At 73.3% G+C, this 24,772-nt stretch carries 26 protein-coding genes; 7 read left to right on the forward strand and 19 right to left on the reverse strand.

Annotated elements, in window-relative coordinates; all coding sequences use genetic code 11:
* Positions 1 to 15: 15 nt before the first annotated feature.
* From ABZ951_RS02955 to ABZ951_RS02975, 5 genes are all read right to left on the reverse strand, one after another.
* Positions 16 to 834 (reverse strand): Moenomycin biosynthesis protein MoeN5, encoded by an 819-nt coding sequence (locus tag ABZ951_RS02955; RefSeq protein WP_344083379.1) that lies wholly within the window; start codon positions 832 to 834, stop codon positions 16 to 18.
* Positions 831 to 1,649, reverse strand: coding sequence for a geranylgeranylglyceryl/heptaprenylglyceryl phosphate synthase (locus ABZ951_RS02960; protein WP_344083376.1), 819 nt, complete (start codon positions 1,647 to 1,649; stop codon positions 831 to 833). Before ABZ951_RS02960 ends, ABZ951_RS02955 begins: the two co-directional genes overlap by 4 nt.
* A 43-nt stretch (positions 1,650 to 1,692) precedes the next feature.
* Positions 1,693 to 2,790, reverse strand: coding sequence for a hypothetical protein (locus ABZ951_RS02965; protein WP_344083373.1), 1,098 nt, complete (start codon positions 2,788 to 2,790; stop codon positions 1,693 to 1,695).
* Between the two features lie 151 nt (positions 2,791 to 2,941).
* Entirely contained in the window at positions 2,942 to 3,622 is a 681-nt protein-coding gene (locus tag ABZ951_RS02970) for a hypothetical protein (protein ID WP_344083370.1), read from the reverse strand.
* Positions 3,619 to 4,293, reverse strand: coding sequence for an ABC transporter ATP-binding protein (locus ABZ951_RS02975; RefSeq protein ID WP_344083367.1), 675 nt, complete (start codon positions 4,291 to 4,293; stop codon positions 3,619 to 3,621). The genes ABZ951_RS02970 and ABZ951_RS02975 overlap by 4 nt, the downstream gene beginning before the upstream one ends.
* Positions 4,294 to 4,795: 502 nt before the next feature.
* Here ABZ951_RS02975 and ABZ951_RS02980 point away from each other — a divergent pair.
* The 4 genes from ABZ951_RS02980 (at position 4,796) to ABZ951_RS02995 (ending at position 9,463) form a co-directional block, all read left to right on the forward strand.
* A complete protein-coding gene (locus ABZ951_RS02980; RefSeq protein WP_344083363.1) occupies positions 4,796 to 5,905 on the forward strand; it encodes a glycosyltransferase family 2 protein in 1,110 nt (369 codons plus the stop codon).
* An 84-nt stretch (positions 5,906 to 5,989) separates the two neighbouring features.
* Complete coding sequence (locus ABZ951_RS02985) at positions 5,990 to 6,808, forward strand: glycosyltransferase family 2 protein (RefSeq protein ID WP_361278690.1); 819 nt, start codon at positions 5,990 to 5,992, stop codon at positions 6,806 to 6,808.
* A 5-nt stretch (positions 6,809 to 6,813) separates the two neighbouring features.
* Positions 6,814 to 8,274, forward strand: a complete 1,461-nt coding sequence (locus tag ABZ951_RS02990) for a glycosyltransferase (protein ID WP_344089651.1) — start codon at positions 6,814 to 6,816, stop codon at positions 8,272 to 8,274.
* Between the two features lie 124 nt (positions 8,275 to 8,398).
* Positions 8,399 to 9,463, forward strand: coding sequence for a helix-turn-helix domain-containing protein (locus ABZ951_RS02995; protein WP_344089650.1), 1,065 nt, complete (start codon positions 8,399 to 8,401; stop codon positions 9,461 to 9,463).
* Positions 9,464 to 9,600: 137 nt separating this feature from the next.
* On the opposite strand, the gene ABZ951_RS03000 is transcribed toward ABZ951_RS02995, so the two are convergent.
* From ABZ951_RS03000 to ABZ951_RS03010, 3 genes are read right to left on the reverse strand one after another with little or no spacing between them, the layout of a single operon-like run.
* Positions 9,601 to 10,614, reverse strand: a complete 1,014-nt coding sequence (locus ABZ951_RS03000; RefSeq protein ID WP_344089649.1) for an FAD-dependent monooxygenase — start codon at positions 10,612 to 10,614, stop codon at positions 9,601 to 9,603.
* Entirely contained in the window at positions 10,611 to 11,135 is a 525-nt protein-coding gene (locus ABZ951_RS03005) for an isoprenylcysteine carboxylmethyltransferase family protein (protein WP_344089648.1), read from the reverse strand. Before ABZ951_RS03005 ends, ABZ951_RS03000 begins: the two co-directional genes overlap by 4 nt.
* A 36-nt stretch (positions 11,136 to 11,171) precedes the next feature.
* Complete coding sequence (locus ABZ951_RS03010; RefSeq protein WP_344089647.1) at positions 11,172 to 12,227, reverse strand: 3-oxoacyl-[acyl-carrier-protein] synthase III C-terminal domain-containing protein; 1,056 nt, start codon at positions 12,225 to 12,227, stop codon at positions 11,172 to 11,174.
* A gap of 160 nt (positions 12,228 to 12,387) precedes the next feature.
* On the opposite strand from ABZ951_RS03010, the gene ABZ951_RS03015 reads away from it, so the two are divergent.
* Entirely contained in the window at positions 12,388 to 13,242 is an 855-nt protein-coding gene (locus tag ABZ951_RS03015; RefSeq protein WP_344089655.1) for a UbiA family prenyltransferase, read from the forward strand.
* A 93-nt stretch (positions 13,243 to 13,335) separates the two neighbouring features.
* Here ABZ951_RS03015 and ABZ951_RS03020 read toward each other — a convergent pair whose 3' ends face one another.
* The 9 genes from ABZ951_RS03020 to ABZ951_RS03060 all read right to left on the reverse strand — a co-directional run bounded on the left by ABZ951_RS03020 (position 13,336) and on the right by ABZ951_RS03060 (position 19,022).
* Positions 13,336 to 13,545, reverse strand: a complete 210-nt coding sequence (locus ABZ951_RS03020; RefSeq protein WP_344089646.1) for a hypothetical protein — start codon at positions 13,543 to 13,545, stop codon at positions 13,336 to 13,338.
* Positions 13,546 to 13,665: 120 nt separating this feature from the next.
* Positions 13,666 to 14,301, reverse strand: coding sequence for a carbonic anhydrase (locus tag ABZ951_RS03025; protein ID WP_344089645.1), 636 nt, complete (start codon positions 14,299 to 14,301; stop codon positions 13,666 to 13,668).
* A gap of 202 nt (positions 14,302 to 14,503) precedes the next feature.
* Positions 14,504 to 14,770 carry a DUF4235 domain-containing protein gene (locus ABZ951_RS03030; RefSeq protein ID WP_344089644.1) on the reverse strand — a complete coding sequence of 89 codons (267 nt, stop codon included), beginning with the start codon at positions 14,768 to 14,770 and terminating at the stop codon, positions 14,504 to 14,506.
* A complete protein-coding gene (locus tag ABZ951_RS03035) occupies positions 14,767 to 15,141 on the reverse strand; it encodes a DUF3618 domain-containing protein (protein WP_344089643.1) in 375 nt (124 codons plus the stop codon). The genes ABZ951_RS03030 and ABZ951_RS03035 overlap by 4 nt, the downstream gene beginning before the upstream one ends.
* Positions 15,138 to 15,551 carry a phage holin family protein gene (locus ABZ951_RS03040; protein WP_344089642.1) on the reverse strand — a complete coding sequence of 138 codons (414 nt, stop codon included), beginning with the start codon at positions 15,549 to 15,551 and terminating at the stop codon, positions 15,138 to 15,140. The genes ABZ951_RS03035 and ABZ951_RS03040 overlap by 4 nt, the downstream gene beginning before the upstream one ends.
* 322 nt (positions 15,552 to 15,873) lie before the next feature.
* A complete protein-coding gene (locus ABZ951_RS03045) occupies positions 15,874 to 16,917 on the reverse strand; it encodes a YihY/virulence factor BrkB family protein (protein WP_344089641.1) in 1,044 nt (347 codons plus the stop codon).
* A 175-nt stretch (positions 16,918 to 17,092) separates the two neighbouring features.
* Positions 17,093 to 17,560 (reverse strand): hypothetical protein, encoded by a 468-nt coding sequence (locus ABZ951_RS03050; RefSeq protein WP_344089640.1) that lies wholly within the window; start codon positions 17,558 to 17,560, stop codon positions 17,093 to 17,095.
* 113 nt (positions 17,561 to 17,673) lie between these two features.
* A complete protein-coding gene (locus tag ABZ951_RS03055) occupies positions 17,674 to 18,663 on the reverse strand; it encodes a helix-turn-helix domain-containing protein (RefSeq protein WP_344089639.1) in 990 nt (329 codons plus the stop codon).
* 5 nt (positions 18,664 to 18,668) lie between these two features.
* On the reverse strand, positions 18,669 to 19,022 hold the full coding sequence (locus ABZ951_RS03060; protein WP_344089638.1) for a DoxX family protein: 354 nt from the start codon (positions 19,020 to 19,022) through the stop codon (positions 18,669 to 18,671).
* 343 nt (positions 19,023 to 19,365) lie between these two features.
* Here ABZ951_RS03060 and ABZ951_RS03065 point away from each other — a divergent pair, with 343 nt between their 5' ends.
* Both ABZ951_RS03065 and ABZ951_RS03070 read left to right on the forward strand, forming a co-directional pair.
* On the forward strand, positions 19,366 to 21,648 hold the full coding sequence (locus ABZ951_RS03065) for a heavy metal translocating P-type ATPase (protein ID WP_344089637.1): 2,283 nt from the start codon (positions 19,366 to 19,368) through the stop codon (positions 21,646 to 21,648).
* 240 nt (positions 21,649 to 21,888) lie between these two features.
* A complete protein-coding gene (locus ABZ951_RS03070) occupies positions 21,889 to 22,872 on the forward strand; it encodes a ferric reductase-like transmembrane domain-containing protein (RefSeq protein ID WP_344089635.1) in 984 nt (327 codons plus the stop codon).
* On the opposite strand, the gene ABZ951_RS03075 is transcribed toward ABZ951_RS03070, so the two are convergent.
* Together ABZ951_RS03075 and ABZ951_RS03080 are read right to left on the reverse strand one after the other, a co-directional pair.
* Positions 22,857 to 23,675, reverse strand: coding sequence for an ABC transporter ATP-binding protein (locus ABZ951_RS03075; protein ID WP_344089633.1), 819 nt, complete (start codon positions 23,673 to 23,675; stop codon positions 22,857 to 22,859). The genes ABZ951_RS03070 and ABZ951_RS03075 overlap by 16 nt on opposite strands.
* The gene (locus tag ABZ951_RS03080; RefSeq protein WP_361278703.1) at positions 23,672 to 24,766 is read right to left on the reverse strand and encodes an iron ABC transporter permease; all 1,095 of its coding nucleotides are present in this window, start codon (positions 24,764 to 24,766) and stop codon (positions 23,672 to 23,674) included. Before ABZ951_RS03080 ends, ABZ951_RS03075 begins: the two co-directional genes overlap by 4 nt.
* Positions 24,767 to 24,772 lie beyond the last annotated feature (6 nt).

Genomic DNA, 24,772 nt, shown 5'->3' on the forward strand with positions numbered 1-24,772 from the left:
GCCATCGGCCGGCGGTCAGTGCACGAGGTGCCGCGGCAGCAGCCGGTCCCGTACGTCGTCGGTGTACAGGCCGATGACGGGGACGAGCCTCGAGGAGGCCGGCTGCTCCCGGACCGCGTCCAGCGCCCGGGCGCGCAGCCGCTCCAGCAGCGCCTCGACGTCCCGTGCGGGCACGTCCCCGGTGCGCATCAGGTGACCGAGGTTTCCCTCCCGCTCGCCGTTGCGGTCGTAGTCCGTCAGGTCGTCGGCGATCGTGATGATCGTGCCGAACGCCTCGGCGAACCGCCGCGCGGGGGCGGCGGACGTCTCCTGCCGGCCGCAGATCGCGGAGAGCGAGCCGTAGCAGCCGAGAAAGGTGGCGCCGTAGGTGCTGGCGTTGGCGCACCACTCGTCGAGGTTCCGCGCGCGGTGGCTCTTGGTGTGGATCTGGCCGGTGCAGACCTTGGTGAAGTCGTGTTCGAGCAGGTCGGTCACGGCGCGGGCGTCCGTGGCGAGCGCGCACATCTCCCGCAGGGCCGTCAGGTGAAGGTGCAGGCACAGGCAGGCGAGTTCGACGCGGTCGAGCCCGGTGTCGTCGTCCATGAGGTCGTCGAGCAGCTTCATGGCCACGATGTCCATGGCCAGCGCCCGGGCCACCGCGGCGCGCCGCCGCGGTTCGGTGACCCACTCGGTGAGGAAGTGCGGCACCCGCAGGTACAGGCGCAGCGCCGCGGTGTGCGCCACGAGTGCGGGGGAGCCGCCGTTGCGGGCGACGAAGCCGGTGACGTGGTCGCGGTTGGCGGCCTCGGTGGCCAGCATGGACGCGGTGTAGTCCGCGGGCAGTGCGGCGCTCACGGCCGGTCCGCCGTGATCTCGGAGAGTGCCGACCGCCAGTCGGTGTGTTCCAGCGCTCCAGCGAAGCCCACGTAGTCGGCGCCCGCCTCCAGGTACGCGGTGACGTGCTCGCGTCGGCGGACGTTGCCGCTGACGAACAGGATCTGGTCGGGGTGGATCCGCTGCCGGAAGTGGCGGACCACGTCGGCGGGGACCTGGGCGTAGCGGGAGTACAGGTACACCATGTGGAAGCCGAAGCTGCGGGTGACCGCGATGTACCGGTCGATCTGTTCGGTGCTCGTGGTGGCCACCGGCACCGTGCCGAGCAGGTCTCCCGTCTTGTGGTCCACGCCGAAGGTGAGGGCGACGGTGAGCAGGAGCTCCGGCCAGCCGTCGCGGTCGATCCGGCCGGGCAGGTTGACCAGGGTCTCCAGGTAGCTCTTCCACACGTAGTAGTCGTCGCGCGAGCCGAGCAGCGCGGGCAGGATGACGGCGTCGGCGCCGCGGGCCAGCGGGAAGCCGGAGCCTTTGCGCGGCGGGAAGTGCAGCAGCACCGGCAGCGAGCTGACCGCCTTGATCGCCGCCACGTAGGGTTCCATGTGGGACTCGAACGACTCGTAGTCGGTGCTGGCGAGGATGAGGGCGGGACAGCCGAGACCGTCCAGGGTCTTCGCCTTCTCCACGGCCTCGGCCTGCGGCACCTTGAACGGGTCGATGATGTGGACGGGCCCCCGCTCGTGCCCCCGCAGCCGCTCGAGGACCGCGCCGGGGCCCAGCAGGGGTGGTGGTGCGGCCGGGGCGTGCGTGCGCTGGAACAACTGCGGTGAGGTGTTCACCGGCGTTCCCCCTCGTTGTCCGGTCGTGGCGCGCCGCGGGCCGTCATGCGCGGCGCGCGCGGCTCGGCTCGGCCGCCGTCGCGGTGCTCGCCGCGGTGCTCGCCGCGGTGCTCGCCCTGGCCAGGGCGGCGACGACGGACGCGGTGGTGTAGAGCGCTTTGGTGTCCAGGACGACGGAGCCCAGTGCGGCCTTGCCGCGCCGCCCGCGGTCCCAGTGCTCGCGTGCGTCCGGGTCGAACTCCATGGGGCCGGGCACCCGGCACCACGCCGACGGCCGCCAACTGCCGTCCCGCTCCTGGGAGTCGATCAGGTGGTCGACCGCCCGGCGGGCGGCGTCCCGGCCCTCCGGCGGCTCGCCGGCCAGCACGGCCCGCAGGGCGAAGGCGGTGGCGAAAGCGGAGCCCTGCGGCTCCAACTCGGTGCGTACGGCACCGTCCGCACCGATCGTGGCGGCGGCCCAGCGGGCGGCCGCCCGCGCCTCGGGGCGGTCGCCGGCCGGGCGGCCGGCGGTGAGCGCCTCGGCCGCCAGGGCCGTGGGGTACGCGCGATCGGGCCACCAGTAGGCGGGCCACGATCCGTCCGGCCGCTGGATCTCACGGAGCCTGTCCAGCAGCCGCTCGCGCACCGGCAGGTGGAGCAGCCCGGCGGCGGCCGAGGTCACGCACGGGTGACCGGCGTACCAGGCGTCCCAGCGGGGGGCCACCCGCTCCAGGAAGGGCGCGGCGATCCGCGGCAGGTAGCTGGAGATGCCGCCGTCCTCCTGGAGGTGGGCCGCGACGAAGCGGTACCCCTCGTCGGCGCGGGGGTCGTTCTGCGCGCCCAGCGCCTCGGCCAGCCGCAGAACCCAGGAGGTGATGTCGGCGTCGCCGGGAACCCGGGGGCAGTAGCCCCAGCCGTCTGACGGGCCGCGGGCCCCTCTCAGCAGCTCCCAGGCGGATACCGCCGCCGCTCGCCCGGGGCCCCCGGGCAATTCCGCGAGTGAGGCCCCGACAAAGGCGGTGGCCCAGAACTGGCCCGGGCCGCGGACTTCGTAGTCGTTCCACCAGCCGTCCGCATCGCGGGCGGTCCGGAGGAATTCCGTCGCCCTGGAGAGGGCGTGTTCAGCGGATTCGCCGAGGGGTAATCGCTGTGCACCGTTCACGAACTCTCCATTCCGGGAGAGGCGACGAGCCGGGCCACCGTGCCGGCGCGTGGACACCGCGACGGCAGGACGATTGCCCAACCCTACACGCGTTCGTATCGGCGAGACAGAGTACTTTCCCCCCGGCGTACCGCACAGGGTCGCGGCGGATTCACACGAAGTGCATGTGGGTACGCCGCCGCAAACGCATCGTCATGACGCCGCCGCTCGCCAGGGCCAGCAGCGCGGTGACCACGACGGCATGGGCCGCGCCCGAGGCGACGGAGGCGCTGCCGGCGCCGTCGACGGCGTAGGTGATGATCTCCCGGGTCGACCAGAAGGGCAGCACCTTGGCGGCCTCCTCGGCCGGGTCGATCACCATCTGGGCGCCGATGACGGAGATCAGCAGCAGGGTGCCCTCCAGGTCCCGGGGCACGGCGAGGCCGAGCAACAGCCCGAGCGGGACCGCCACCAGGGTGGTCAGCGCCAGTTCCAGGGTGATCGCCTGCGGGTTCGCCACGTCCTGGTCCACGATCACGACCACGGCGTACAGCGCGGAGATCAGCAGCCCGGCCGCGAGGAGGGCGAGCATGCGGCCCAGGTAGAGATGCCGCGGCCGGAAGCCGGACAGGGTGAGCCGGGGCTCGATCTCCCGGCCGCCGACGGCCGAGAAGAGGGCGGCGGTGCTCACCGCGAACCCCACGCCCAGGCTGGCGAAGCGGATGGCCTGGCCGGGCTGGCCGTGCCGGCCGAGGTAGAACACCAGCGGCACGAGGAGGAGCAGGCCCAGCACCCCGCGCCGGCGCAGCAGTTCGCGCAGCGTCATCTCGGCCATGCGCAGAGTCCGGATCATCGGTCCCCCTCCGGCTTCCTGGGGCTGAGGTCCAGTACGTGGTCGACCTGGTCGAGCTGGTTGAGCATGTGGGTCACGACGACGATCGCCTTGCCCTGGTCGCGCCAGCCCCAGACGTTCTGCCAGAAGTCCACGTAGGACCCCCGGTCGAAGCCCTGGTAGGGCTCGTCGAGCAGCAGGACGTCCGGGTCGCCGAGGGCGGAGAGGACGACGTTGAGCTTCTGCCGGGTGCCGCCCGAGAGGTCCTTGGCGAGGGTGCGGCGGGCGACCGGCCAGTCGAGCTTGGAGGCCAGTTCGCGCCCCCGGCGGTCGGCGTCCCGGCCGCTCATGCCCCGGCCCGTGCCGAACAGCGTGAAGTGCTCGCGCGGCGTGAGGAAGCCCATGACACCGGCGTTCTGCGGGCAGTAGCCGAGGCGTCCGGAGATGGTCACCCGGCCGGCGTCCGGGGCGAGCAGCCCGGCGCAGATCTTGAGCATGCTGGACTTGCCGGCTCCGTTGCTGCCCACGATCGCCGCGACCTCGCCCGCGCGCACGACGAGGTCGACGCCGTTCAGGACGCGGCGGCGGCCGTAGCTCTTCACGATTCCGTGCGCGTGCAGCAGGACATCCCGCCCGGACGGCGGCCCGGAAACCCCGCCCATCTGCTGTTCCGCACGTGCGGAATTCCTCATGAGTGACACCTTCCTTCCGCCGCCCGCGACGATGGGCGCGGAATGTTTGGCGTCAGCCTGCCACAGCCGGGCCCGCGGACCGCACGCACCGCCGCACACGGAGTGGGACGGCATATCCTGTCGGCTGTTTTCGGCCGCTTCCCGGATGTCGTCCGACAGGAACTCCGCGTAACGTCCGGGGAATTCGTCCAGGCCATCGCCCGATGGCCGCACGACTACCCATCGGATGCGCCGAATCGATGCCATCGGAAAGCCGGTATTCCGGCCATCGTCCCGGAGCCGAACGGCACACCTTGTGATCACTTCACGGCGCCGGTTAGAGTACGCCGCGTCGAAATCAGCGCGCCTCCCGCAATGGGTGCGACGGGTGCCTCGACGGTGAATTCCCCTTCGTCCGCGGCTATCCGGCGAAGGGCCGGGACGGGTGGTGCACGGGTCGGCCGGCGAAGGGACGCGGATGCTCGGGGGCGCCGGAAGCGGGCGCACGTGGTGGCAGCGCGCCGTGGCCCGAGGCTTTGAACCCCTGCCCCCGCCGGAGGTGCCCCTCATCCTCGTCAGGTCGGGGGAAGTGCAGCCGGACCCGGCGGACTTGAGGGCCGGGCTGCCCCACGGAGGGCTCGGGGTGCTGCTGCCCACCTACGTGGCGCGCTGCGACCTCACCGCTCACGAGAGTGCGCTCCGTCATCTCCTCGATGCCCTCGCCGACGTACGGGAATCCCGCCCCGCACTGCCGCTGACGGTCTGGCTGGGCATGCAGTACGGCCCCGGCGAACAGGCGGAGGCCGTCGCCCGGCTGCGCCGGCTGACCAGGATCTCCACCGTGCCCGTCGCCGGATTCGCGCTGCCGGGCCGGGGGAAGCTCCGCACGGTCAACACGGCACTCGGGCTGTCCCGGCCGCTCGGTCACACCGGCTGGCTGTGGACCGACGACGACGTCGAGTTCGGCCCCGGCGCTCTCGCCCGGCTCGTCGACCGCTTCCACGCACGCGGCTGCGCCGGCGCGGTCGGCGCCCACCTCGTCGCCCTGCCCCGCGCGACGGCCGCCGCCCGGACGATGGACCGCGTCTCCGGCGTCACCGTGCCGCCGGGCGCCTACCCCGCGGCGGCCTGCATGCTCGTCGCCGCCGACGTCGTCGCCGACGGCATCCCGGCCCGCCGCCTCGCCGACGACGGCCACGTGCTCTTCGAACTCCTCGACCCCGGCGCGCCCGACCCGCTGCACGCCCTCGAAGTCCTGCCGGACGCCCGGGGCAGCTTCTACCGGGTCTCCGGGGCCCACGACACGCTGCGCCGCCTGCGCCGCTCCCTCTACAGCCATGTGACCTGCACGGCCGACTACCCGTGGGCGACCGCGCGAACGTACCTCACCGGCACCCTGTTCCACGGCCTGTGGCCGCTCGCCGCCTGGGACGGCAGCGGCGGCCCGGTACGGGGAATCAAGCGCTGGACCGTCAAGGCCGTCCACCTGGCCTGGTTCTGCTCGGTCGCCGCCAACCTCGCCGTACGCGGCGCGGTGGGCCGCCCGCTGCGGCACGTGCCGTGGGGCGACGACGGCGACTTCAGGAGCCCGGCCGCCGAGGCGCGGCCCGCGGCGGCCCGCACCGGACGCTGACACCGGGCGGCCGCCCGGCACGGCGGCCGCCCGCACGCCGACACAGGCGGCCGCCCGCTGCGGCGGCCCCGGAAGGGAGACGCCGTGCGGACATCGGCACCCGATCAGGCGGCGGTCACCGTCGTCCTGCCGCACTACGACTGCGCGAACTACCTGGGCGCGGCGGCGGCCTCGGTCCTCGCCCAGGACCGCACCGACCTCCGCCTGATCGTGGTCGACGACTGCTCCCCCGACGAGACGTGGACGGCCGCGCTGCGCCCCTACGCCGAGGACCCGCGCCTGACCGTGCTGCGCACCTCCGAGAACGTCGGCCACCTGCGCATCAAGAACAAGGTCCTGGAACGCGTGGACACCCCGTATGTCGCCTTCCAGGACGCCGACGACATCAGCCTGCCGGGCCGGCTGCGCCGCCAACTCGCCCTGCTGGAACGCGACAAGGCCGACCTGGTGGGCTGCGCGTACGAATACATCGACGCCGCGGGCCACAGCACGGGCCGCCGCCGCATGCCCCGCAACGGCAATCTCTGGATGCGCCTCGGCCGTTCGACGGTGGTGCTGCACCCGTCGTCGGTCGTGCGCCGCGAGGTCCTCGAACGGCTCGGCGGCTTCGACGGCACGGTCCGGCTGGGCGCGGACACCGATTTCCAGCTGCGGGCGGCCCGGCTGTACCGGTTGCGCAGTGTGCGCCACGTCCTGTACCGCTACCGGATCTGGCCCCAGTCGCTCACCCAGGCGCCCGGGACGGGCTTCGGGTCCGCCGAACGCCTCTCCTACACCCGGGCCATGAACGCCAAGGAGCGCCGCCGCCGCGAGGCGACGACCCGCGAGGAGTTGCTGCCCCTGCTGGTCGCGCCGCCCAACGACATCGACTTCACGCTGGACGCGGTCGCGGTGGGCGGGTGACGGGCGTGGAGCCGCCCCTGCCCGGGTTCGGCGTGGTCGTCGCGGCACCCGAGGGCGTGTGGGAGCCCGCGGTGCGCAGCCTGCTGTGCCAGTCTCTGCCGCCCGCCGCGATCACCGTGGTCACCCCGGCGGACCCGCCGCCGGACCCGCGGCCGGACCCGCGGCCGCTCTTCGTGCCCTGCGCGCCCGAAACCGCCGCCGCGACCTGCGTCGGGGCCGCGCGCGCCGTCCGGGCTCCCTACGTCGCCTTCCTCCACGGCCGCGACGAGGCCCTCCCGGACTGGCTGCGCCACCTGGCCCGCGCGGCCCGCGAGGGTGCGGGCCTCGTCCAGTGCGGCACGCTCCGGCTGCGGGCGGACGCGTGGGTCGAGGGCATCTCCTTGGCGCCCGGTCTCGACGGTGCCGCGTACGCCGTGCGGCGGGACCTGCTGGGCACGAGCGGGCGGACGGCCGGGTGGGTCACGGTGCCGCGGCTGCTGGTGCGGCGCCGGATGGACGACACCGCCGCCACCGTCTCCGCCGCCCGGGCCGCGGGCGCCGGCGTCGTGCGGGACGCCCGCCTCACCCCCGGTGCCGGCGCGCCGCCGGTGGCCGCGCCCGGACGCGGACGCGCCCCGGCCCTCGTCTCCGTCGTGATCCCCGTCCGCGACGGCGCGCTCACCCTCCCGGCGCAGCTGCGCGCGCTCGCTTCCCAGACCTGCGCCATCCCCTGGGAGGTCCTCGTCGTCGACAACGGCTCGACCGACGCGACGCGCGAGGTGGCCGAGAAGGCGCGCCCCGACCTGCCCGGCCTGCGGATCATCGACGCCCACGAGCGCCCCGGCGAGAGTTTCGCCCGCAACCGCGGGATCGCCGCCGCCCGCGGTGACTTCATCGCCTTCTGCGACGCGGACGACGTCGCCGACCCCGGCTGGCTCGCCGCGCTGACCGGGGCCGCCCCGGACGCCGACCTCATCGGCGGCAGCCTGGACAGCGGTGTGCTCAGCCCCGCGTACGCCGACGAGCAACCGGTGCCGATGACCGAGCAGACGGACTTCCTGCCCTTCGCGCGAGGCGCCAACTGCGCGGCCTGGACGGACGTGTTGACGACGATCGGCGGCTGGGACGAGAGCTACCGGAGCGGCGGCGAGGACATGGACCTGTCCTGGCGGGCCCGCCTGTGCGGCTACCGGGTCGGCTACGCGCCCGACGCCCGCATGCACTACCGGTTGCGCGCCGAACTCTGCGCCCTGGCCCGGCAGAAGTGGAACTACGGCAGGTCGGGCGCCCGGCTGTACGCCGCCTACCGCCATGCCGGCTTCGAGCGCCGCGACCACCGGACGGTCCTCATGAACTGGTCCTGGCTGCTCCTGCACGCCCCCGACCTCGCCCGGTCCCCGGGCCTGCGCCGCCGCTGGATCCGCTACGGCGCCCGGCTCTCCGGCTTCCTGGCCGGCAGCGTGGAACAGGGCGTCAGGTACTGGTGATCCCCCGCGCGGTTCCGGTACTTCTGACCCCCGCGCGCCACCGCTTTACCTGTTGACCACACCACCCCGCCCCCGGGTGCCGCGGGCCCGGCCGCGCGCCGGAGCCCGTGGCTATCATCCGTGCATGCTGACCGAGACCGGCTTCCGGAGCACGGACGTGCCCCCGGCAGAGCGCTTCGAGCACTGGCGTGCGTACATAGCGGGAAGCAGCCTGCCCTTGGACATCGAGAAGACCGACGCCGCCGGGGAGACCGGGCGGAGCGGAGCCGACGAGGAGGGGGAAGCGACCGGCGGTCCCCGTGCCCCCGGCTTCACCGCCTCGCAGCGCCTCCTCGACCTCGGAGACGTCCGCCTCTGGAAGATCGAGCACTCCCCCATGCGGATGCGCCGCACCACGCGGCTCATCCGCAGCAGCGACCCCGGCCTCTACCACCTGTCCCTGCCCCTCACCGGGACCATGAGAGTCGACCAGGCCGGCGACCAATTCCCTTACAGCCCCCGTGACCTCGTCCTCCTCGACACCTCCCGCCCCTACACCCTCGACGCCGTGCCGGACCCGCACCGGGACCGCATCCTGGGCACGGGGCTCTTCGTCCCCCGCGAACTCCTCCCCCTCCCCCAGCGCAGCATCGACCACTTCCTCAACCGGCCGTTGCCGGGGAGTGCCGGGATCGGGGACCTCCTGGCCCAGTACCTCACCCGCGTCTGGACCCAGGCCCCGCACTGCGGCCCCTCCGACGGCACCCGCCTCGGCATGGTCGCCGTCGAGCTGTTATCCGCCCTGCTCGCCCACGCCCTGGAGCGGGATTCCGGCGACCCCCGTACGCCCGAATCCCGCCGCCGGACGCTGGTCCTGCGCATCCGGGCGCACATCGCACAGCATCTGTCCGATCCCCGCCTGTCCCCCGGCACCGTGGCGGCGGCCCACCACATTTCCCTGAGCTACCTCCACCGTCTCTTCGAGACGGAGGCGACGACGGTCGCCGCCTGGATCCGCCACCAGCGCCTCGAACGCGCCCGCCACGACCTCGGCGACACCACTCAGCGCCACATCCCGGTCCATGCGATCGCCGCACGCTGGGGCTTCCCCCGCGCCGCCGAGTTCAGCCGGGCCTTCCGCACGGCCTACGGCATGCCGCCCCGGGACTACCGGGAACTGCGGACGGCTCACGGCCACCGGCCGGCATGACGTTGATGTGGTGCACATGCGTACACGGTGCCGGGAAGGCCGCACGGATGTCTTCAGCGCCGCGTCCACACCGGGTTGGCATGGAGTCCACAGCGGCGAAGCCCGGGTGCGCGCGGCCCGGGGTCAGCGGCCCGGGGTCATTGGAGCGCGCGGACCGCTGCGGTGAACACCGAGGGCAGCCGGGAGGCGGCCGGGACGACGAGGCGGGCGGTGGCGGGGTAGCGGGCCGCCCGCAGCAGGGCGTGGGTGAGGAGGCGGTGACGTCTGGTCAGGCGGGCCCAGGCCGCTTCGTAGGCGTGGGGCGTGCCGGCGGCCAGGCTGTCCACGGCCGCCCGGGCCGTGGCCAGGGCGAGGGCGATGCCCTCGCCGGTCAGGGCGTCCACGTACCCCGCCGCGTCACCGGCGAGAAGGACGCGGCCGGCCACCCGGCGGCGGGCTCGCTGGTGCAGGGGGCCGGCGCCGCGCACGGCGCTCGCGGGCCGGCCGTGCACCCGGGCGGTCAGGGCGGGGAAGGCCCGCAGGTGTTCGTCGTAGGGGCGCCGGGTGCGGCTGAGCACGGCGATGCCCACGCAGTCCTCGCTCACGGGCGTCACATACGCCTCGCCCGCTGCCGACCAGTGGACTTCCACGCAGTCCGTCCACGGCGTGATCCGGTAGTGGCGGCGGAGCCCGTACCGGGCGGGTCCGCCGGCGGGCAGGTGGAGGCCCAGGGCACGGCGCAGCGGAGAGTGCAGGCCGTCCGCGGCGATCAGCCAGCGTGCCCGCCATTCCCCGGCGCTCACGCCGTGCGCGTCCTGGTGCACGGCCGTGGTCCTGGTCGCGGCGAAGCGCACGCCGAGCTCGGCCGCCCGCTGGTGCAGGGCCGCGTGCAGGACGGTGCGGCGCACTCCCAGCCCTGAGTGGTGACGGAACTCGGCCTCGGCACTGCTGTCGCCGTCCACGTAGCGGATGCCCCGCAGGGGACGGCCCGGCGGGTCCAGGCCGAGTGCGTGCAGGGCGGCCACACCACTGGGCATGACGCCCTCTCCGCACGCCTTGTCCACGGGGGGCTCGCGGGGCTCGACGACCACCGCTTCCATGCCGTGCAGCGCGGCATGGATCGCGGCCGCCAGACCGGCGGGGCCGCCGCCCGCCACGAGGACGTCGATCATGTGCGTGCGCCCGTGGCGGCGGAGGCCAGTGCGGCGTCCTCGCACCGGATGCGGACGGTGAGGAGCCAGGCGTTCAGGAGCGTGAAGACCAGCGCGGTCACCCAGGCACCGCCCACCAGGGGCAGGGCCACGCCCTCGGCGGCCACGGCCGCGTAGTTGGGGTGGCGCAGCCACCGGTAGGGGCCCGTCGTCACCGGGCGCAGCCCGGGGACGACGATGACCCGGGTGTTCCACTGCCGCCCCAGGGTGCTGATGCACCACCAGCGCAGGGCCTGGGCGGCGAGGACGGCGGCGAACATCGCCCAGGCGAGCACCGGCGGGACGGGCCGGCCGGTGACGAGCGCTTCGAGCGGGCAGGCCACCAGCAGCCCGGTGTGGAGGGCGACCATCCACCGGTAGTGGCCGTGGTCGGCCGGGGCGCCGCCGCGGGCCCGGCTCCAGCGTGCGTTGCGGCGCGCCAGGAGGAGTTCACCGGCGCGTTCGGCCGCGACGGCCAGCATCAGGGCCGGGTACCAGAGCATGTGCGTCCTCCTTTCCATCGGCCGTCCGCCGGCCTTCTACCAGCGCAGCAGGACCAGTTCGCAGCAGAAGCCCGGCCCCATGGCCAGGAGCAGCCCGTAGGAGCCCGGTGGCGGGGGGCGGTGGGCCAGGGTGTCGCGCAGGACGTGCAGGACGGAGGACGAGGAGAGGTTGCCGGCCTCGGCCAGGTGCTGCCAGGTGAGGTCGAGGGCGCCGGCGGGGAGGTCGAGGGTCTCGGTGACGGTGTGCAGGATCTTGGGGCCGCCCGGGTGGCAGACCCAGGCGGTGATGTCCTTGGTCTTCAGGCCGTGTTCGTCCAGGAAGCCGCGGACGTCGCCGGCCAGGTTGCTGCGGATCAGCTCGGGCACGACCGGGTCGAGCACCACCCGGAATCCGGAACTGCCGACTTCCCAGCCCATGGCGTGCCCGGTGTCCGGGTACAGGTGGCTGCGGGTGGCCACGACCGCCGGCCCCCGGGCGGGCCGGTGCGCACCGCAGGCGACCACCGCGGCGGCCCCGTCGCCGAACAGGCCGGAGGCGATGAGGTTGGCCGGTGAGCGGTCCGCGCGCTGGAACGTCAGCGAGCACAGTTCGACGGAGACGAGGACGGCGACATGGTCGGGCCAGCCGTGCAGGTAGTCGTGCAGGCGGGCGATGCCGGCCGCCCCCGCGACGCAGCCCAGGCCGAAGACGGGGACGCGTTTGACGTCCGGGCGCAGCCCCAGCCGTCCCGCGATCCGGGCGTCGATGGAGGGGGTGGCGATGCCGGTGACGGAGGTGAAGACCAGCAGGTCCACATCGGTGGCCCGCAGTCCGGCGGTCCGCAGCGCGCCGCGAACGGTCCGGGCGCCCAGGTCGGTGGCCGCGCGGATGAAGACGTCGTTGGCGCCGCCGAAGCCGTCCAGTCCGGCGTAGTCCTCCAGGGGCAGCACCATGTGGCGGCTGCGCACCTGGGTGCTGCTGTGGAGGTGGTCGAGGACCGCGCGGCCGGGGCCGTCCGGCAGGCAGGCTCCGCCCACGGCGTCGGTGATGGCTTTCTGGGACCGGCGGTGGGGGGCCAGGAGGCCGTGGACGGCTGCGATCCGGGTCGTCATGCGTCTCCCGCCATGAGGGTCGCCGGGGTATCCGACGGCACTGTTGTTCCCCGTGCGGACCGCGGATGTGCGGGAGTGCGCTCTCAGTCGCCCGTCCGGCGGCCTTGGCCGCCCGCCCGTCCGCTCGGGGATTTACGCTCACGTGGTGGAAACGGACCGGATGCCGCTCACCGGGGGGACCACCGGCCGGACCGGCCGGCCGGTCGTCGCCCTGGCCGCGTCGTGCCACCCGGGGCCGACGGCGGCGGTCACCGTTCTGGTGACGGCGCTGGCCGGCACCGCCGGGCACTCCGCGGGGAACTGCGCGCTGCTCGCGGCGGCGGTCCTGAGCGGTCAGCTGTCGGTGGGCTGGTGCAACGACGCCTTCGACGCGCGCCGTGACGCCGCGGCGGGCCGTTCCAAGCCCGTCGCGACGGGAGCGGTGTCCGCGCAGACCGTGTGGGCGGCGGCGCACACCGCGCTCGCGCTGTGCGTGCCGCTGTCACTGATGTGCGGCCCCCTGGCGGGGGCCGTGCACCTGGCGGGGGTGGGGGCGGCGTGGGCGTACAACCTCCGGCTGAAGGTCACGGTGTGGTCCTGGCTGCCCTACGCCGCCGGGTTCGCGAGCCTGCCGGCCTTCGTCACGCTGAGTCTCGACACCCCCCTGCGGCCCCCGTGGTGGATGGCCGTGGCGGGTGCCCTGCTGGGTGTGGGCGCCCATCTGGCCGATACGCTGCCGGACATCCCCGGAGATGTGGCGGTGGGGGCGCGCGGCCTGCCGCACCGGCTGGGGACGGCCTGGACGCGCCGGGTGCTGCCGGTTCCCCTGGTGGCGGCGACCGCGGTCCTGGCCCTCGGCCCGCCGGGCCCGTTCCCCGCCGCGGGGGCGGCGGCACTGGTGACGGCGACGGCGACGGCGCTCACCGGGGCGGCGCTGAGCCGGACCCGTCCGCAAGCGCCCTTCGCCGCGGCCGTGGCGGTCGCGGCCGTGTGCCTGGCCCTGCTGCTGGCCCGGGGCGGCGAGATCGCCACCTGACGGGCCCGGATGACCGGCCCTGAGAACCCGTGGGGCGCGAGCACACCACGCGGCGGGCTCCCGCGGGACGGGCGCCGTGGCGGGCGTCGTCGGTCAGTCGTTCCGGCGCCGGGTGTCCTCCGTGATCTCCGGCTCCTCCAGGTACTCGGGGCAGTCCGGGTTGTGGCAGGGAGAGGGGGTCCACACGGGCACGAAGATCCCGAGGGTCTTGTGCCGCCTCTTGACGGTCATGGCCAGGGGCTGCTTGCAGACCGGGCAGGCAAGCGCCCCCTGGGGTCCGGTCTCATGCTGAACTTTGCCCATTCTTTAACCATAGACTCTGCGGTCGCGAAATGGCGCGGCGTACGAGGTGGCGGACCGCCGGAGAAGCCGTGTACTGCCCCCGCGGTCAGTGCATGCGGGGGCAGTACGTCACCGGAATCGTCAGGCCGCGGCGTCGGCCTTCACCTCGACGCCCTTGGCGGTGACCAGGCGGGCGGTGCCGTCGGCCAGCCGGTAGGACAGGCCCACCACCGCCGTCCGGCCCTCGGCGACCGCCTCGGCCAGGACGCGGGAGCGGTCCAGGAGCAGGTCGACGGTGTGCCGTATGTGCTCGGCGATGAAGTCCTCCTCCTCCGTGCGGCCCGCGGCGTGGGCGGCCAGCACGCTGGTGGTCACCCGCTCGATGACGTCCCGCACATATCCGCTCGCGGTCGTGCCCTCCTGCAGGGCGGACCGGGTGGCCGCGACCGCGCCGCAGGAGTCGTGGCCCAGGACCACGACCAGGGGGCAACCCAGCACGCTCACGCCGTACTCGATGCTGCCGAGTACTTCCGGTCCGGTGACGTGGCCGGCGGTGCGGACGACGAACAGATCGCCCAGTCCACGGTCGAAGACGATTTCGGCGGCGAGGCGGGAGTCGGAGCACCCGAACATCACGGCGAACGGGTTCTGGGCCGGGGCGACCTGAGCGCGGCGGGCGGCATCCTGGTTCGGGTGTTCCGGAATACCGGCAACGAAGCGCTCGTTGCCGGCCAGCAGCATCTCGAAGGCGTCCTGGGCAGTGAGGGAGTCAGTCATGCGCGGAAGGATACGATGCGGCCCGACGCCCGCGCGACCCCTCTCCTGCAACCCGTCCCCGCAGGTCACACGCCCTGTCCCAACGCGCCCCCGCGCAACGGCCGCACCGCCGGGCCCGCGGGCTGATGTATGCATCGTCAACCGACCCGCGTCCCGGGCCGGCGCCGGCCCGTGGGGGCGTGGCCGGCGCCGTTCGGGTGTGTCAGCCGGGCCAGGTGCCGGTCAGACGCTGGGTGGTGGCGGCGCCCGCCCGGTCCACGGCGGCCTTGACGACGGCGAAGATGGCGCCTTGGAGCGCCGCGGCGACCAGAACCTCCTGCCACGAGCGGTCCCGGTCGGTGGCCTCCGGGGCGTCATCCTCGTGCCCGATCATCTTCCACGCCCGCCTGAAGGCCACCCCGGCGAGCATGCCGCTGACGGCTCCCAGGGCCAGCCCCACCGGCTTGTAGGCGATCTTCGATGCCTTCACCGGCACCTCCGGCTGCGACGGATGAGCAGGAAGACGGCGAGCGCGGCGGTCACGGCGAGCAGGGGGTTGCGGTTGGCCCGGGCCATGGTGACAGCCTGTCCGGCCTTCTCGCGGACCGGCTCGGGGGTCTTGTCCGCCGCGAGCTGCCCGGCGCGGGCCGCGGTCTCGCGGACCTGCTCGGCGACCTGGGCCGCCTTGTCCGCGGCCTGCTCCTTGATCTCGGCCTTCTTCTCCTGCGCCCGGGCCTTGACGTCGGCCTTGGCCGCCAGGGCCTCGACGGTCCGCCCGAGTTCCTCTCGTGTGTGCTCCACGCGCTCGCGCAGCTCTTGCGGCGTCGGCGCTGCCTCGTTGCCCTGGGGTGGGTTGTTCATCGGTGTGCTTTCTCCTTGATCTCGGCCACGTCGGCCTTGACGCTGTCGATGGTCTGCTCGGGTGCGGGTGTGCCGGCCTTGGTGATCTGCTTCTTCCCGGCCACGGCCATCACAGCGGCGACAGTCGCCAGGACTCCCGCGAGGATCAGCGCGGAGGCCCATACCGGCAGGACCAGGGCGAGGGCGGCGATCGCGGCGGCCACCAGAGCCTGCGCGGTCAGGACGCCGACCAGGCCGGCGCCGCCGAACAGGCCGCCTCCCGCCCCGTAGCGCTTGCCTTTCCGGGTCATCTCCGCCCGGGCGAGCTGCATCTCTTCCCGGACGAGTTCCGTCATTTGCTGCGAGGCGCGTGAGACCAGCACGCTCACCGAGTCATCGGCGGCATGGACCTGCCGCTCCGTCGTGCTCACAAGTTGTCACCTTGCCTTCCTTCTCCTGCCGGCCGGACGGGCCTTCGGGCGCGGCTGCTCGATGACGGGTCTTCACGTCACGGAACGGAGGCCGCGCCGGTCGGCCTGCTTGTCGGGGTGGGCACGCTGTCAGGGCCCGGGTACCCGGCAAACGGATGCGTACCCTGCCGTCCCGCAGCCTGGTTTCCTACAGCAGACGGCGTAGGAGCAGACGGGGCATTCCTCGGATCAGGGCGGCGTCCATGACATCGGGTAAGGGCGCGCACCGCTGCGGACCCGCTCGGCCGCCACGGGAGACCGCCGGCCGGGCGCATACGGCCCGTCACTCCATGCGGCGACGGTCCTCGTCGCTCCATGCGCGGGTGTCACGGGGTCGGGTGTAGGGCTCCTGGTCTTCAGGGTGCCCGCCCGCGATGGCGCGCTGGCGGACCAGCTCGGCGTCGAACTCCAGCCCGAGGAGGACGGCGAGATTAGTGATCCACAGCCACACCAGGAAGATGATCACGCCCGCGAGGGTGCCGTACGTCTTGTTGTACGAGCTGAAATTCGCGACGTACACGGCGAAACCGGCCGACGCGATCATCCAGATCACCAGGGCCAGGAAGCTGCCCGGGGTCACCCACCGGAATCCGCGCCCCTTGGCGTTGGGGGCCGCCCAGTACAGGATCGCGATCATGACCGTGACGAGGAGGAGCAGGACCGGCCACTTGGCGATCGACCACACCGTCAGCGCATGGTCACCGACCCCCAGGGCGGCCCCGGCCTGCCGGGCGATGCCGCCGGTGAACACCACGATCAGGGCGCTGGCGACGGCGAGGATCATCAGGGTGACGGTCAGCGCCAGCCGCAGCGGCAGGATTTTCCACACCGGGCGGCCTTCGGGCATGTCGTAGACGGCGTTGGAGGCGCGGATGAACGCGGCGACGTAGCCGGAGGCGGACCAGATGGCGACGACCAGGCCGACGATCGCCATGAGCGAGCCGGTGCCGGCATTGCCCTGCAACTGCTGCACCGCGCTGGTGAGCACGTCCCGGGCCGAGCCGGGGGCCAGTTTCCGCACGTTGTCCAGGACCTGCTCGGTCGCCGACTCGCCGACGATGCCGAGCAGCGAGATCAGCACCAGGAGGGCCGGGAAGAAGGCCAGCACCCCGTAATAGGTCAGTGCTGCCGCCCGGTCGGTGAGCTCGTCGTCCTTGAACTCCTTGAACGTGCCGCGCAGCACCGCCGGCCAGGAGTGTCCGGGCATCTCGGAGAGCTGGTCCGGCGCCCGTTCCTCGACCTCGTCGTCCGGTCCCGTCCGGTCGGCCCGGCCTGGAGCCGGGGGCTCGCGGTCGTCACCGTGCTCTGGTTTCGGTGTGCGCGTCATGTTCGGCGGTTTTCCACTCGCGCCCGTCTCATACACGCGCCACTAGCCCAACCGCACCGATATGCCGTCCGCGCGTCGCCTGCTCCTGGCAGGTTCACAGGGAAGCAGGCAGCGCCCGTCAGCCGGCCGGTGGCCGGCTGACGGGCGCCTCACTCCCGGAGCGACAGTGTGCGACTCAGCGGCCTATGGGGAGCCATACGGAGTACACGCGCGGGTTGGGGTAGGTGAACTTGCCGGTCTGCCCGTCGTACCGGGCGTTCTGCAGCTGGATGTGTCCCGGCTCACGCATGTTGTAGTTGCACACGGCCCACTTGCCCTCGCCCAGCTTGTTGCGGCAGCCGCCGTCGCGGGTGTAGTTGGTCTTCCACAGGCCGACCGCGGACTTGCCGTCGGCCTCGGTGTCCTTGACGTAGACCTTGTCACCGGCTCTGTCGAAGCACGTCTTGACGCCGTAGCTGGTGATACACGGCATGGCCGCCGTGACTCCCTCGGCGTCCACGCTGACGGCGCCGTCGTCGACCTCCACACCCTCGATCATGTCGGCAGAAGCCTGACCGCTCAGAGCCGTGACGGAAACGATCAGGGCGGCGAGGCCGACCCCGGCGGACGACAGCGACCTCTTCCACGTACTGCTCTTCGACATCTGCAAACCTTTCGCGATGTGCCGCCGCCCGCGGGCGCGGCCGGCGATCGAGATCCTGGAGTCGTCAAATTAGGCGGTGCGGGGCCGGGGCGTCATTGGCAGAGCGTCCACGCTCAGTGGGCAATGCGTCTACTCGCCGGGGTGCACACCCGGTTGCGGTACTCCGTGGGCGGCACGCCGTAGGCCGCGCGGAAGGCACGGGTCAGATCCGCGGCGTGGGTGAATCCGCAGCGGGCGGCGATCCGCTGGACGGACAGGCCGCGCAGCGCGGGATCGGCGAGGTCCCGGCGGGCGCTTTCCAGGCGCTGTTGGCGGATCCAGGCGGCCACGCTGACTTGCTCGCCCTCGAAGATGCGGTGCAGGTAACTGAGAGAGATGTGATGGGCGGCCGCCACTGACCGGGGTGACAGCCCTGGTGTGGTCAGGTTCTGCTGGATGTACTGCCGGATGCGCAGGAGCAGGGTGTGCCGGCGTGCCTCCGGCGTGAGTGCGTCGTCGCTGTCGAGGACATGGGACATCAGCGCGGACACCAGATCGATGGCGACCCTCTCCAGCCGGGGCCCGTCCGCCGGTTGGTGGCAGGCGGTGTCCGTCAGTACCTGAGTGAGGAACTGGATGAGGAGGGCGCCTACGCCCGCCTGACCGGGCAGACGCCGGTTGACCAAGGTGCTGAGGCTGTGCGCGGGCAGCGGCAGCATGTCGCGGGGGAAGAGGAGACCGATGCCCTGCACACCGCCCTGGCCCCGGGGAGCGGACGTCTCCATGGTGTAGGGGCGCGAGCTGTCCAGCAGCACCACGTCGCGCGCGCCGTACTCCGCGGCACCGTGGGGCTGGACGAGCCGCACCGTGCCCCGCAGGGGAATCGAGAGGTGAAAGATCCCGGGGTCCGACTGCCGGATCAGGCCCGCGCTCCGCCGCAGCGTCATCGACGGGTGCTCAGTCGCCCATAAACGCACGGCACCCAGCTCCACGACGCGCTGGGCCGCTATGAAATCGGCGGCGTGATCGCTGGAAACCTGCGCGGGTACGTAGGCCCTCAGGAGGTGTTCACGCCAGTAGTCGAAGCGGTCCGCCGGAGCGACGTCGGTGCTGTGGAACGACATCTCGCTCAGCACGCTCTGCCTCGCCCCAGGAGCAGGGCGCAGACCACCGGCACCGCGAAGACCAGCGGCGCCGGAATGTGCGCGAACCGGTGGGCCCGGACGACGGTGACGAGGGCTCCGGCGTAGTACAGCACCAGGCCGATCCCCGCCATGACGCCGATGAACGGTACGACCAGGCCGGCCAGCAGGCCCGCGGCCCCGGCGGCCTTGGCCACGCCGAGCCACGTCCACCACGAGCGGGGGACGCCGTAGTCGGTCAATGAGCGTTCGGCCCATGGGGTGCCCAGGAGACTGACGGCGGCGGAGAAGCTCGCCATGGCGGCGGCCACCGCGGTGGCCGCGAGGTGGGCAGTGGACATCAGGAGTGCTCCTTGCCTGACGCGGTGCCGGGGCGGTCCGCCCCGGCACGGGTGCGATGAGTTCGTCACCCCATGGACGAAACACCGGTGCGGAAATGTGACTCGAATATACGTACGGATCGCGGACGATCCACCTCCTCTTCGCCCCGCCCCGGCCGCCCTCCCGGACTTCCGCAATACCCCCAGGGGGTATATCGTCGTCTTCAGCGGGAGACGCCGCCGGCAACCCCGGCTCCTCCGCACCACGCATCGCCTGACACACATCCCCAGCACTTCCGCCGGACCGTGCCGCTCCCCTGATAGGGACGCCGCACGGCCCGGCCCTCCTCCCGGGAGAACCCCCATGACCAGCCTCGCCCCCGAGAAGGCCACGGCGCCCGCCGCGCCCGCCGCCGAAGTCGAGCTCTCCATCGGCGGCATGACCTGTGCCTCGTGCGCCGCGCGCGTCGAGAAGAAGCTCAACCGCATGGACGGCGTCACCGCGACCGTCAACTTCGCCACCGAGAAGGCGAAGGTCGCCTACGGCGCGGGAGTGGCGGTAGCCGACCTCATCGCCACCGTCGAGAAGACCGGCTACACGGCTCAGGAGCCGGCGGAGCCCGTCCGGGCGCACAAGCCGGCCGACGCCGCCGGCGAAGAGGGCGGCGAAGAGGCCGGCGGCGAGAACGACACCTTGCGGCAGCGGCTGCTGGTCTCGCTCGTCCTCTCCGTGCCGGTCGTGCTGATGGCGATGGTCCCCGCGCTGCAGTTCGACAACTGGCAGTGGCTGTCACTGACCTTGGCCGCGCCGGTCGTGGTGTGGGGCGCGCTCCCCTTCCACCGGGCCGCCTGGACCAACGCCCGGCACGGCGCCGCCACCATGGACACGCTCGTGTCGATCGGCACGCTCGCCGCGCTCGGCTGGTCGCTGTGGGCCCTGTTCTTCGGCCACGCGGGCATGCCGGGCATGCGGCACGGCTTCGACTTCGCCGTCTCCCGCGCGGACGGCTCCTCCTCCATCTACCTGGAGGCCGCGGCCGGGGTGACCACCTTCATCCTCGCCGGGCGTTACCTGGAGGCGAAGTCCAAGCGCAAGGCGGGCGCCGCGCTGCGCGCACTGCTCGAACTGGGCGCGAAGGACGTGGCCGTGCTGCGCGACGGGCGCGAAGTCCGCGTCCCCACCGCGGAACTGGCGGTCGGCGACCGGTTCGTCGTCCGCCCCGGCGAGAAGATCGCCACGGACGGCACGGTCGTCGAGGGCGGCTCGGCGGTGGACGCCTCGATGCTGACCGGCGAGTCCGTGCCCGTCGACGTGACGGTGGGCGACGCCGTCACCGGCGCCACCGTCAACACCTCCGGCCGCCTGGTCGTCGAAGCCACCCGGGTCGGCTCCGACACCCGGCTCTCCCGGATGGCCGCACTGGTGGAGGACGCGCAGAACGGCAAGGCCGCGGTCCAGTGCCTCGCCGACCGGGTCTCCGGGATCTTCGTCCCCGTCGTCCTGCTGATCGCCCTCGGCACCCTGCTCACCTGGCTGCTGGTCACCGGCGACGCCACCGCGGCCTTCACCGCCGCCGTGGCCGTACTGATCATCGCCTGCCCCTGCGCCCTCGGCCTCGCCACCCCCACCGCCCTCATGGTCGGCACCGGCCGCGGAGCCCAGCTCGGCATCCTCATCAAGGGCCCCGAAGTCCTGGAGTCCACCCGCCGCGTCGACACCGTCGTCCTGGACAAGACCGGCACCGTCACCACCGGCACGATGGCCCTGCACGAGATCGTCACCGCCCCCGGCGTCAGCGAGCGGGAACTCCTGCGCCTGGCCGGCGCGCTGGAGCACGCCTCCGAACACCCCATCGCCCGGGCCGTCGCCGACGGAGCCACCGCCCGGACCGGCGCGCTGCCCGCGCCGGAGAGCTTCGAGAACGTCGCCGGGCTCGGCGTCCAGGGCGTCGTCGACGGACACGCCGTCCTGGTCGGCCGCGAGCGACTGCTCGCCGAGTGGGCCATCACCCTGCCCGCGGAACTGGCGGCGGCGAAGGCCGCAGCCGAGGCCGAGGGCCGCACCGCCGTGGCCGTCGCCTGGGACGGCGAGGCGCGCGGCGTCCTCACCGTCGCCGACGCGATCAAGCCCACCAGCACCCGCGCCGTCACCGAACTGCGCCGCCTCGGGCTCACGCCCGTCCTGCTGACCGGCGACAACAAGGCCGTCGCCGCGAGCGTCGCCCGCGAGGTCGGTATCGACGAGGTGATCGCCGAGGTCCTCCCGCAGGACAAGGTCGACGTCGTCAAGCGCCTCCAGTCACAAGGCCGCACGGTCGCCATGGTCGGTGACGGCGTCAACGACGCCGCCGCCCTCGCCACCGCCGACCTCGGTCTCGCGATGGGCACCGGCACCGACGCGGCCATCGAGGCCGGCGACCTCACCCTCGTACGCGGCGACCTGCTCGTCGCCGCCGACGCCATCCGGCTCTCCCGCAAGACGCTCGGCACCATCAAGGGCAACCTCTTCTGGGCCTTCGGCTACAACGTCGCCGCCCTCCCCCTCGCGGCAGCCGGCCTGCTCAACCCGATGATCGCCGGAGCGGCCATGGCCTTCTCCTCCGTCTTCGTCGTCACCAACAGCCTGCGCCTGCGGACCTTCTCGTAAGGCACAGCGCGGCGCGGCCACCGCGCTCGGCCCACGGCCGCGTCCGGGACACCACCCGGATGCGGCCGCAGGGCTGTCCCGCGGTAGGCGCACAACCCTTGACTCCTTCCCCTCGGTGTCGCGCCGGAGTGGCCGGACGGTACGCCTCTGGCCGGATAGCGTCTCGCCCAAGCCCCCGACGATCGCCACACTGACACGACACGCATCACGCGTCGCAGACAACCGCCCGAAGGGCCAGGAATGCAGCCGGAAACGACAGGCCGCGACCGTACGCCTCCAGCACCTGTGAACGGCCGGCAACCCGTCGGCCGCGTTCCGCTGCGCGCCGATCTCAGAGCGGCCCTGCCCGATGCCGCCGCCGCGGTGGCCGTCACGGCGGCCGTGTTCCTCTTCCTCTCTTTCCGCATGCGCTCCGGCACCTCCGCGACGGTCGCGGTCATGCCCTTCATGGACGACCCCCGCACCTACTGGATGTACCTGCTCAGCCAGGCGTTCGGCTGGTCCGGCCTGCTGTGGGCGTGGGGGACCGTCGTCCTCGGGCTGCTGCTGTCCGGGCCCCGGCCCGGCCGGCCGGCGGTGTCCCGGGCCGCGCTGGAACGCTGGCACCGCACCACGAGCCTGACGACAATGGCGCTGATGCTCGCGCACGCGCTGATGTTCGCGGCCGAACTGGTCCGCTACGAAGCCACGATGACGTGGGCGGCCCGGCTGTGGTCGGCGTTCGCGGACACCTTCGTCCCGGGCTGGTACGACTCGGGAACCGGCCGGACGGCCATCCCCATCGGGCAGGGCGCCCTCTACCTCGCCCTCCCCCTGGGCCTGCTGTTCTACGTCCGGCACCGCATCGGCGCGAACACCTGGCGCCGGCTGCACCGGTTCGTCATCGTCGTGTACGTGCTGAGCGTGTGGCACACGCTGCTGTACGGCACCAACGTCTGGTACGACGGCTGGCCGCGCACGGTGCTGTGGCTGCTCCAGGTGCCCGTCGCCGTGCTGCTTCTCCTCCGGCTGGTGCGCCCCGCCCGCCGGGCCGAGCGCCTGGAAGCGCCCGGCCGGTGGACGGGGGCATCCGCACTGGGCTGGACCACCCGGGGCGCCGGCAGGCTCGCCGTCGCGGCCGTCGTGGTCGCCGTCCTCGCGGTGGTGGTGTCCGGCCACGACGGTGGACGTCCGCGCCCGGCCGAGCCGCCCGCGACGGCCCCGCACGATCACGACGGGGAATGATCCGACATCGCCATGACCGGCGGGGCGCTCTCCCCGGGCAGGAACGTCACCTGCGGCGCGCCCGTGCGCGGATGGACGGCGACCTCGGCGGCCACCCCGTACACCTCGGCCAGCAGCCGCGGGGTGAGCACCTCCCCGGGCGTACCGCGGGCCGTCACCTCGCCCGCGCGCAGGACGTAGAGGCGGTCGCAGTAGTAGGCGGCGAGGTTCAGGTCGTGGAGAGCGATCAGGACCGTGGCGGGCAGCCGGCGCAGGACGCCGAGCACCTCCAGCTGGTGTCGGATGTCGAGGTGGTTGGTGGGCTCGTCGAGGACGAGCAGGGAGGGCTGCTGGGCGAGGGCGCGGGCGATGAGCACGCGCTGGCGCTCGCCCCCGGAGAGCCGGTCGAAGGAGCGCTCCGCCAGGTCACCTGCGTCCACCGACTCCAGGGCCGATCCGATGATCCGGAGGTCTTCGGCGGTGTCGCCGTCGAGCAGCCGCTTGTGCGGGCTGCGGCCCATCGCGACGACTTCCCGCACCGTCAGGTCGAAGTCGGCCCCCGCTTCCTGCACGACGGCGGCCACGGTGCGGGCGAGCCGGCGCACCGGCAGTGACCAGGCGTCGGCACCGTCCACGCGCACGCACCCGGCATCGGGGCGCAGCACCCGGTAGGCGGCGCGCAGCAGGCTGGACTTGCCACTGCCGTTCGGGCCGACCAGGCCGACCACCTCGCCGGGCCGGGCGGTCAGCGAGACGTCGCGCACCAGGTGGCGGGCCCCGGCCGTGAGCGTGACGCCCTCGACGGCCAGTTCGGTCGCGGTCATGCCACTCCTCGGTCGGTGCTCCGCCGGGCGTCCCGGCGCATCAGCCACAGGAAGAACGGTCCGCCGCACAGGGCCGTCAGCACGCCGACGGGGACCTCCATCGGGGCGGCGACGGTCCGCGCCGCGATGTCCGCCCAGACCAGGAACACCGCCCCGGCCAGGGCGGCGGCCGGCAGCACCCGGCGGTGGTCGCCGCCGACGAAGAGGCGCACGATGTGCGGCAGCATCAGCCCGACGAAGCCGATCGGCCCGGCGGCCGCCACCAGCACGCCGGTGACGAGGGAAAGGAGGACGAACATCCGGGCCCGGAACCGGGCCACGTCCAGCCCCATCGTCGTGGCGGCCTCCTCGCCCGCCAGCAGCAGGTTCAGCGACCTGGCCTGGACCAGCAGGACGACGACGCCCAGCGACAGCGCCGCGCCCGGCAGCCACAGCGTGCCCCACTGCACGCCGCCGAGCCCCCCGAGGGTCCAGGCGAGGACCGCTCGCGCCTCGTTGCCCCGGTCGCCGGTCAGCAGCAGCAGATCCATCACCGCGGTCAGCACGGCGGCGACCGCCACGCCCGACAGCACCAGGCGCACCGAGGTGATGCGACCGCCCGCGCGGGCCGTCGAGTACACCAGCAGGAGTGTCAGCAGGGCCCCCGCGAACGCGGCGACCGACAGCGACACCGGACCGAACAGGCTCACCCCGAAGACGATCACTGTGACGGCGCCCAGCGACGCGCCCGAGGAGACCCCCAGCAGGTACGGCTCCGCCAGCGGATTGCGAACCAGGGCCTGCATGGCGGTGCCCACCACCGCGAGCCCCGCGCCCGTCACCGCCCCGAGCAGGACGCGCGGCGCCCGTACGTCGAGCACGATCGTCTCCCGGGCCCGGGACCAGCCGGGCTCCGACGGGCCGGCGCCCAGCGCGTGGGCCACGATGCCCCACACCTGGCCGGGCGGCACGTGGACCGAGCCGATCGCCAGGCCCGCCGTGAGGGACACCAGGAGCAGGGCGCCTAGGACGGCCAGGGTGGCGGCGAAGGGCCGGCGGCGGGGCGGCTTCTCACGGCGGCTGTCCCGGGTGCCGACGGGAGTGCCGGCCACGGCCGG

Source organism: Streptomyces sp. NPDC046215 (genome assembly GCF_040646215.1).
GTDB classification, from domain to species: Bacteria; Actinomycetota; Actinomycetes; order Streptomycetales; family Streptomycetaceae; genus Streptomyces; species Streptomyces stramineus.

Excerpts from the sequence above, each read along its gene's own strand:
- ABZ951_RS03050 (WP_344089640.1), bottom strand. The coding sequence starts at position 17,560 with ATGTCGAAGAGCAGTACGTGGAAGAGGTCGCTGTCGTCCGCCGGGGTC.
- ABZ951_RS03010 (WP_344089647.1), bottom strand. The coding sequence starts at position 12,227 with ATGACGACCCGGATCGCAGCCGTCCACGGCCTCCTGGCCCCCCACCGC.
- ABZ951_RS03075 (WP_344089633.1), bottom strand. The coding sequence starts at position 23,675 with ATGACCGCGACCGAACTGGCCGTCGAGGGCGTCACGCTCACGGCCGGG.
- ABZ951_RS03020 (WP_344089646.1), bottom strand. The coding sequence starts at position 13,545 with ATGGGCAAAGTTCAGCATGAGACCGGACCCCAGGGGGCGCTTGCCTGC.
- ABZ951_RS03065 (WP_344089637.1), top strand. The coding sequence starts at position 19,366 with ATGACCAGCCTCGCCCCCGAGAAGGCCACGGCGCCCGCCGCGCCCGCC.
- ABZ951_RS03035 (WP_344089643.1), bottom strand. The coding sequence starts at position 15,141 with ATGAACAACCCACCCCAGGGCAACGAGGCAGCGCCGACGCCGCAAGAG.
- ABZ951_RS02995 (WP_344089650.1), top strand. The coding sequence starts at position 8,399 with ATGCTGACCGAGACCGGCTTCCGGAGCACGGACGTGCCCCCGGCAGAG.
- ABZ951_RS03025 (WP_344089645.1), bottom strand. The coding sequence starts at position 14,301 with ATGACTGACTCCCTCACTGCCCAGGACGCCTTCGAGATGCTGCTGGCC.
- ABZ951_RS03070 (WP_344089635.1), top strand. The coding sequence starts at position 21,889 with ATGCAGCCGGAAACGACAGGCCGCGACCGTACGCCTCCAGCACCTGTG.
- ABZ951_RS03000 (WP_344089649.1), bottom strand. The coding sequence starts at position 10,614 with ATGATCGACGTCCTCGTGGCGGGCGGCGGCCCCGCCGGTCTGGCGGCC.
- ABZ951_RS03055 (WP_344089639.1), bottom strand. The coding sequence starts at position 18,663 with ATGTCGTTCCACAGCACCGACGTCGCTCCGGCGGACCGCTTCGACTAC.
- ABZ951_RS02975 (WP_344083367.1), bottom strand. The coding sequence starts at position 4,293 with ATGAGGAATTCCGCACGTGCGGAACAGCAGATGGGCGGGGTTTCCGGG.
- ABZ951_RS02970 (WP_344083370.1), bottom strand. The coding sequence starts at position 3,622 with ATGATCCGGACTCTGCGCATGGCCGAGATGACGCTGCGCGAACTGCTG.
- ABZ951_RS03045 (WP_344089641.1), bottom strand. The coding sequence starts at position 16,917 with ATGACGCGCACACCGAAACCAGAGCACGGTGACGACCGCGAGCCCCCG.
- ABZ951_RS03015 (WP_344089655.1), top strand. The coding sequence starts at position 12,388 with ATGCCGCTCACCGGGGGGACCACCGGCCGGACCGGCCGGCCGGTCGTC.
- ABZ951_RS03060 (WP_344089638.1), bottom strand. The coding sequence starts at position 19,022 with ATGTCCACTGCCCACCTCGCGGCCACCGCGGTGGCCGCCGCCATGGCG.
- ABZ951_RS03005 (WP_344089648.1), bottom strand. The coding sequence starts at position 11,135 with ATGCTCTGGTACCCGGCCCTGATGCTGGCCGTCGCGGCCGAACGCGCC.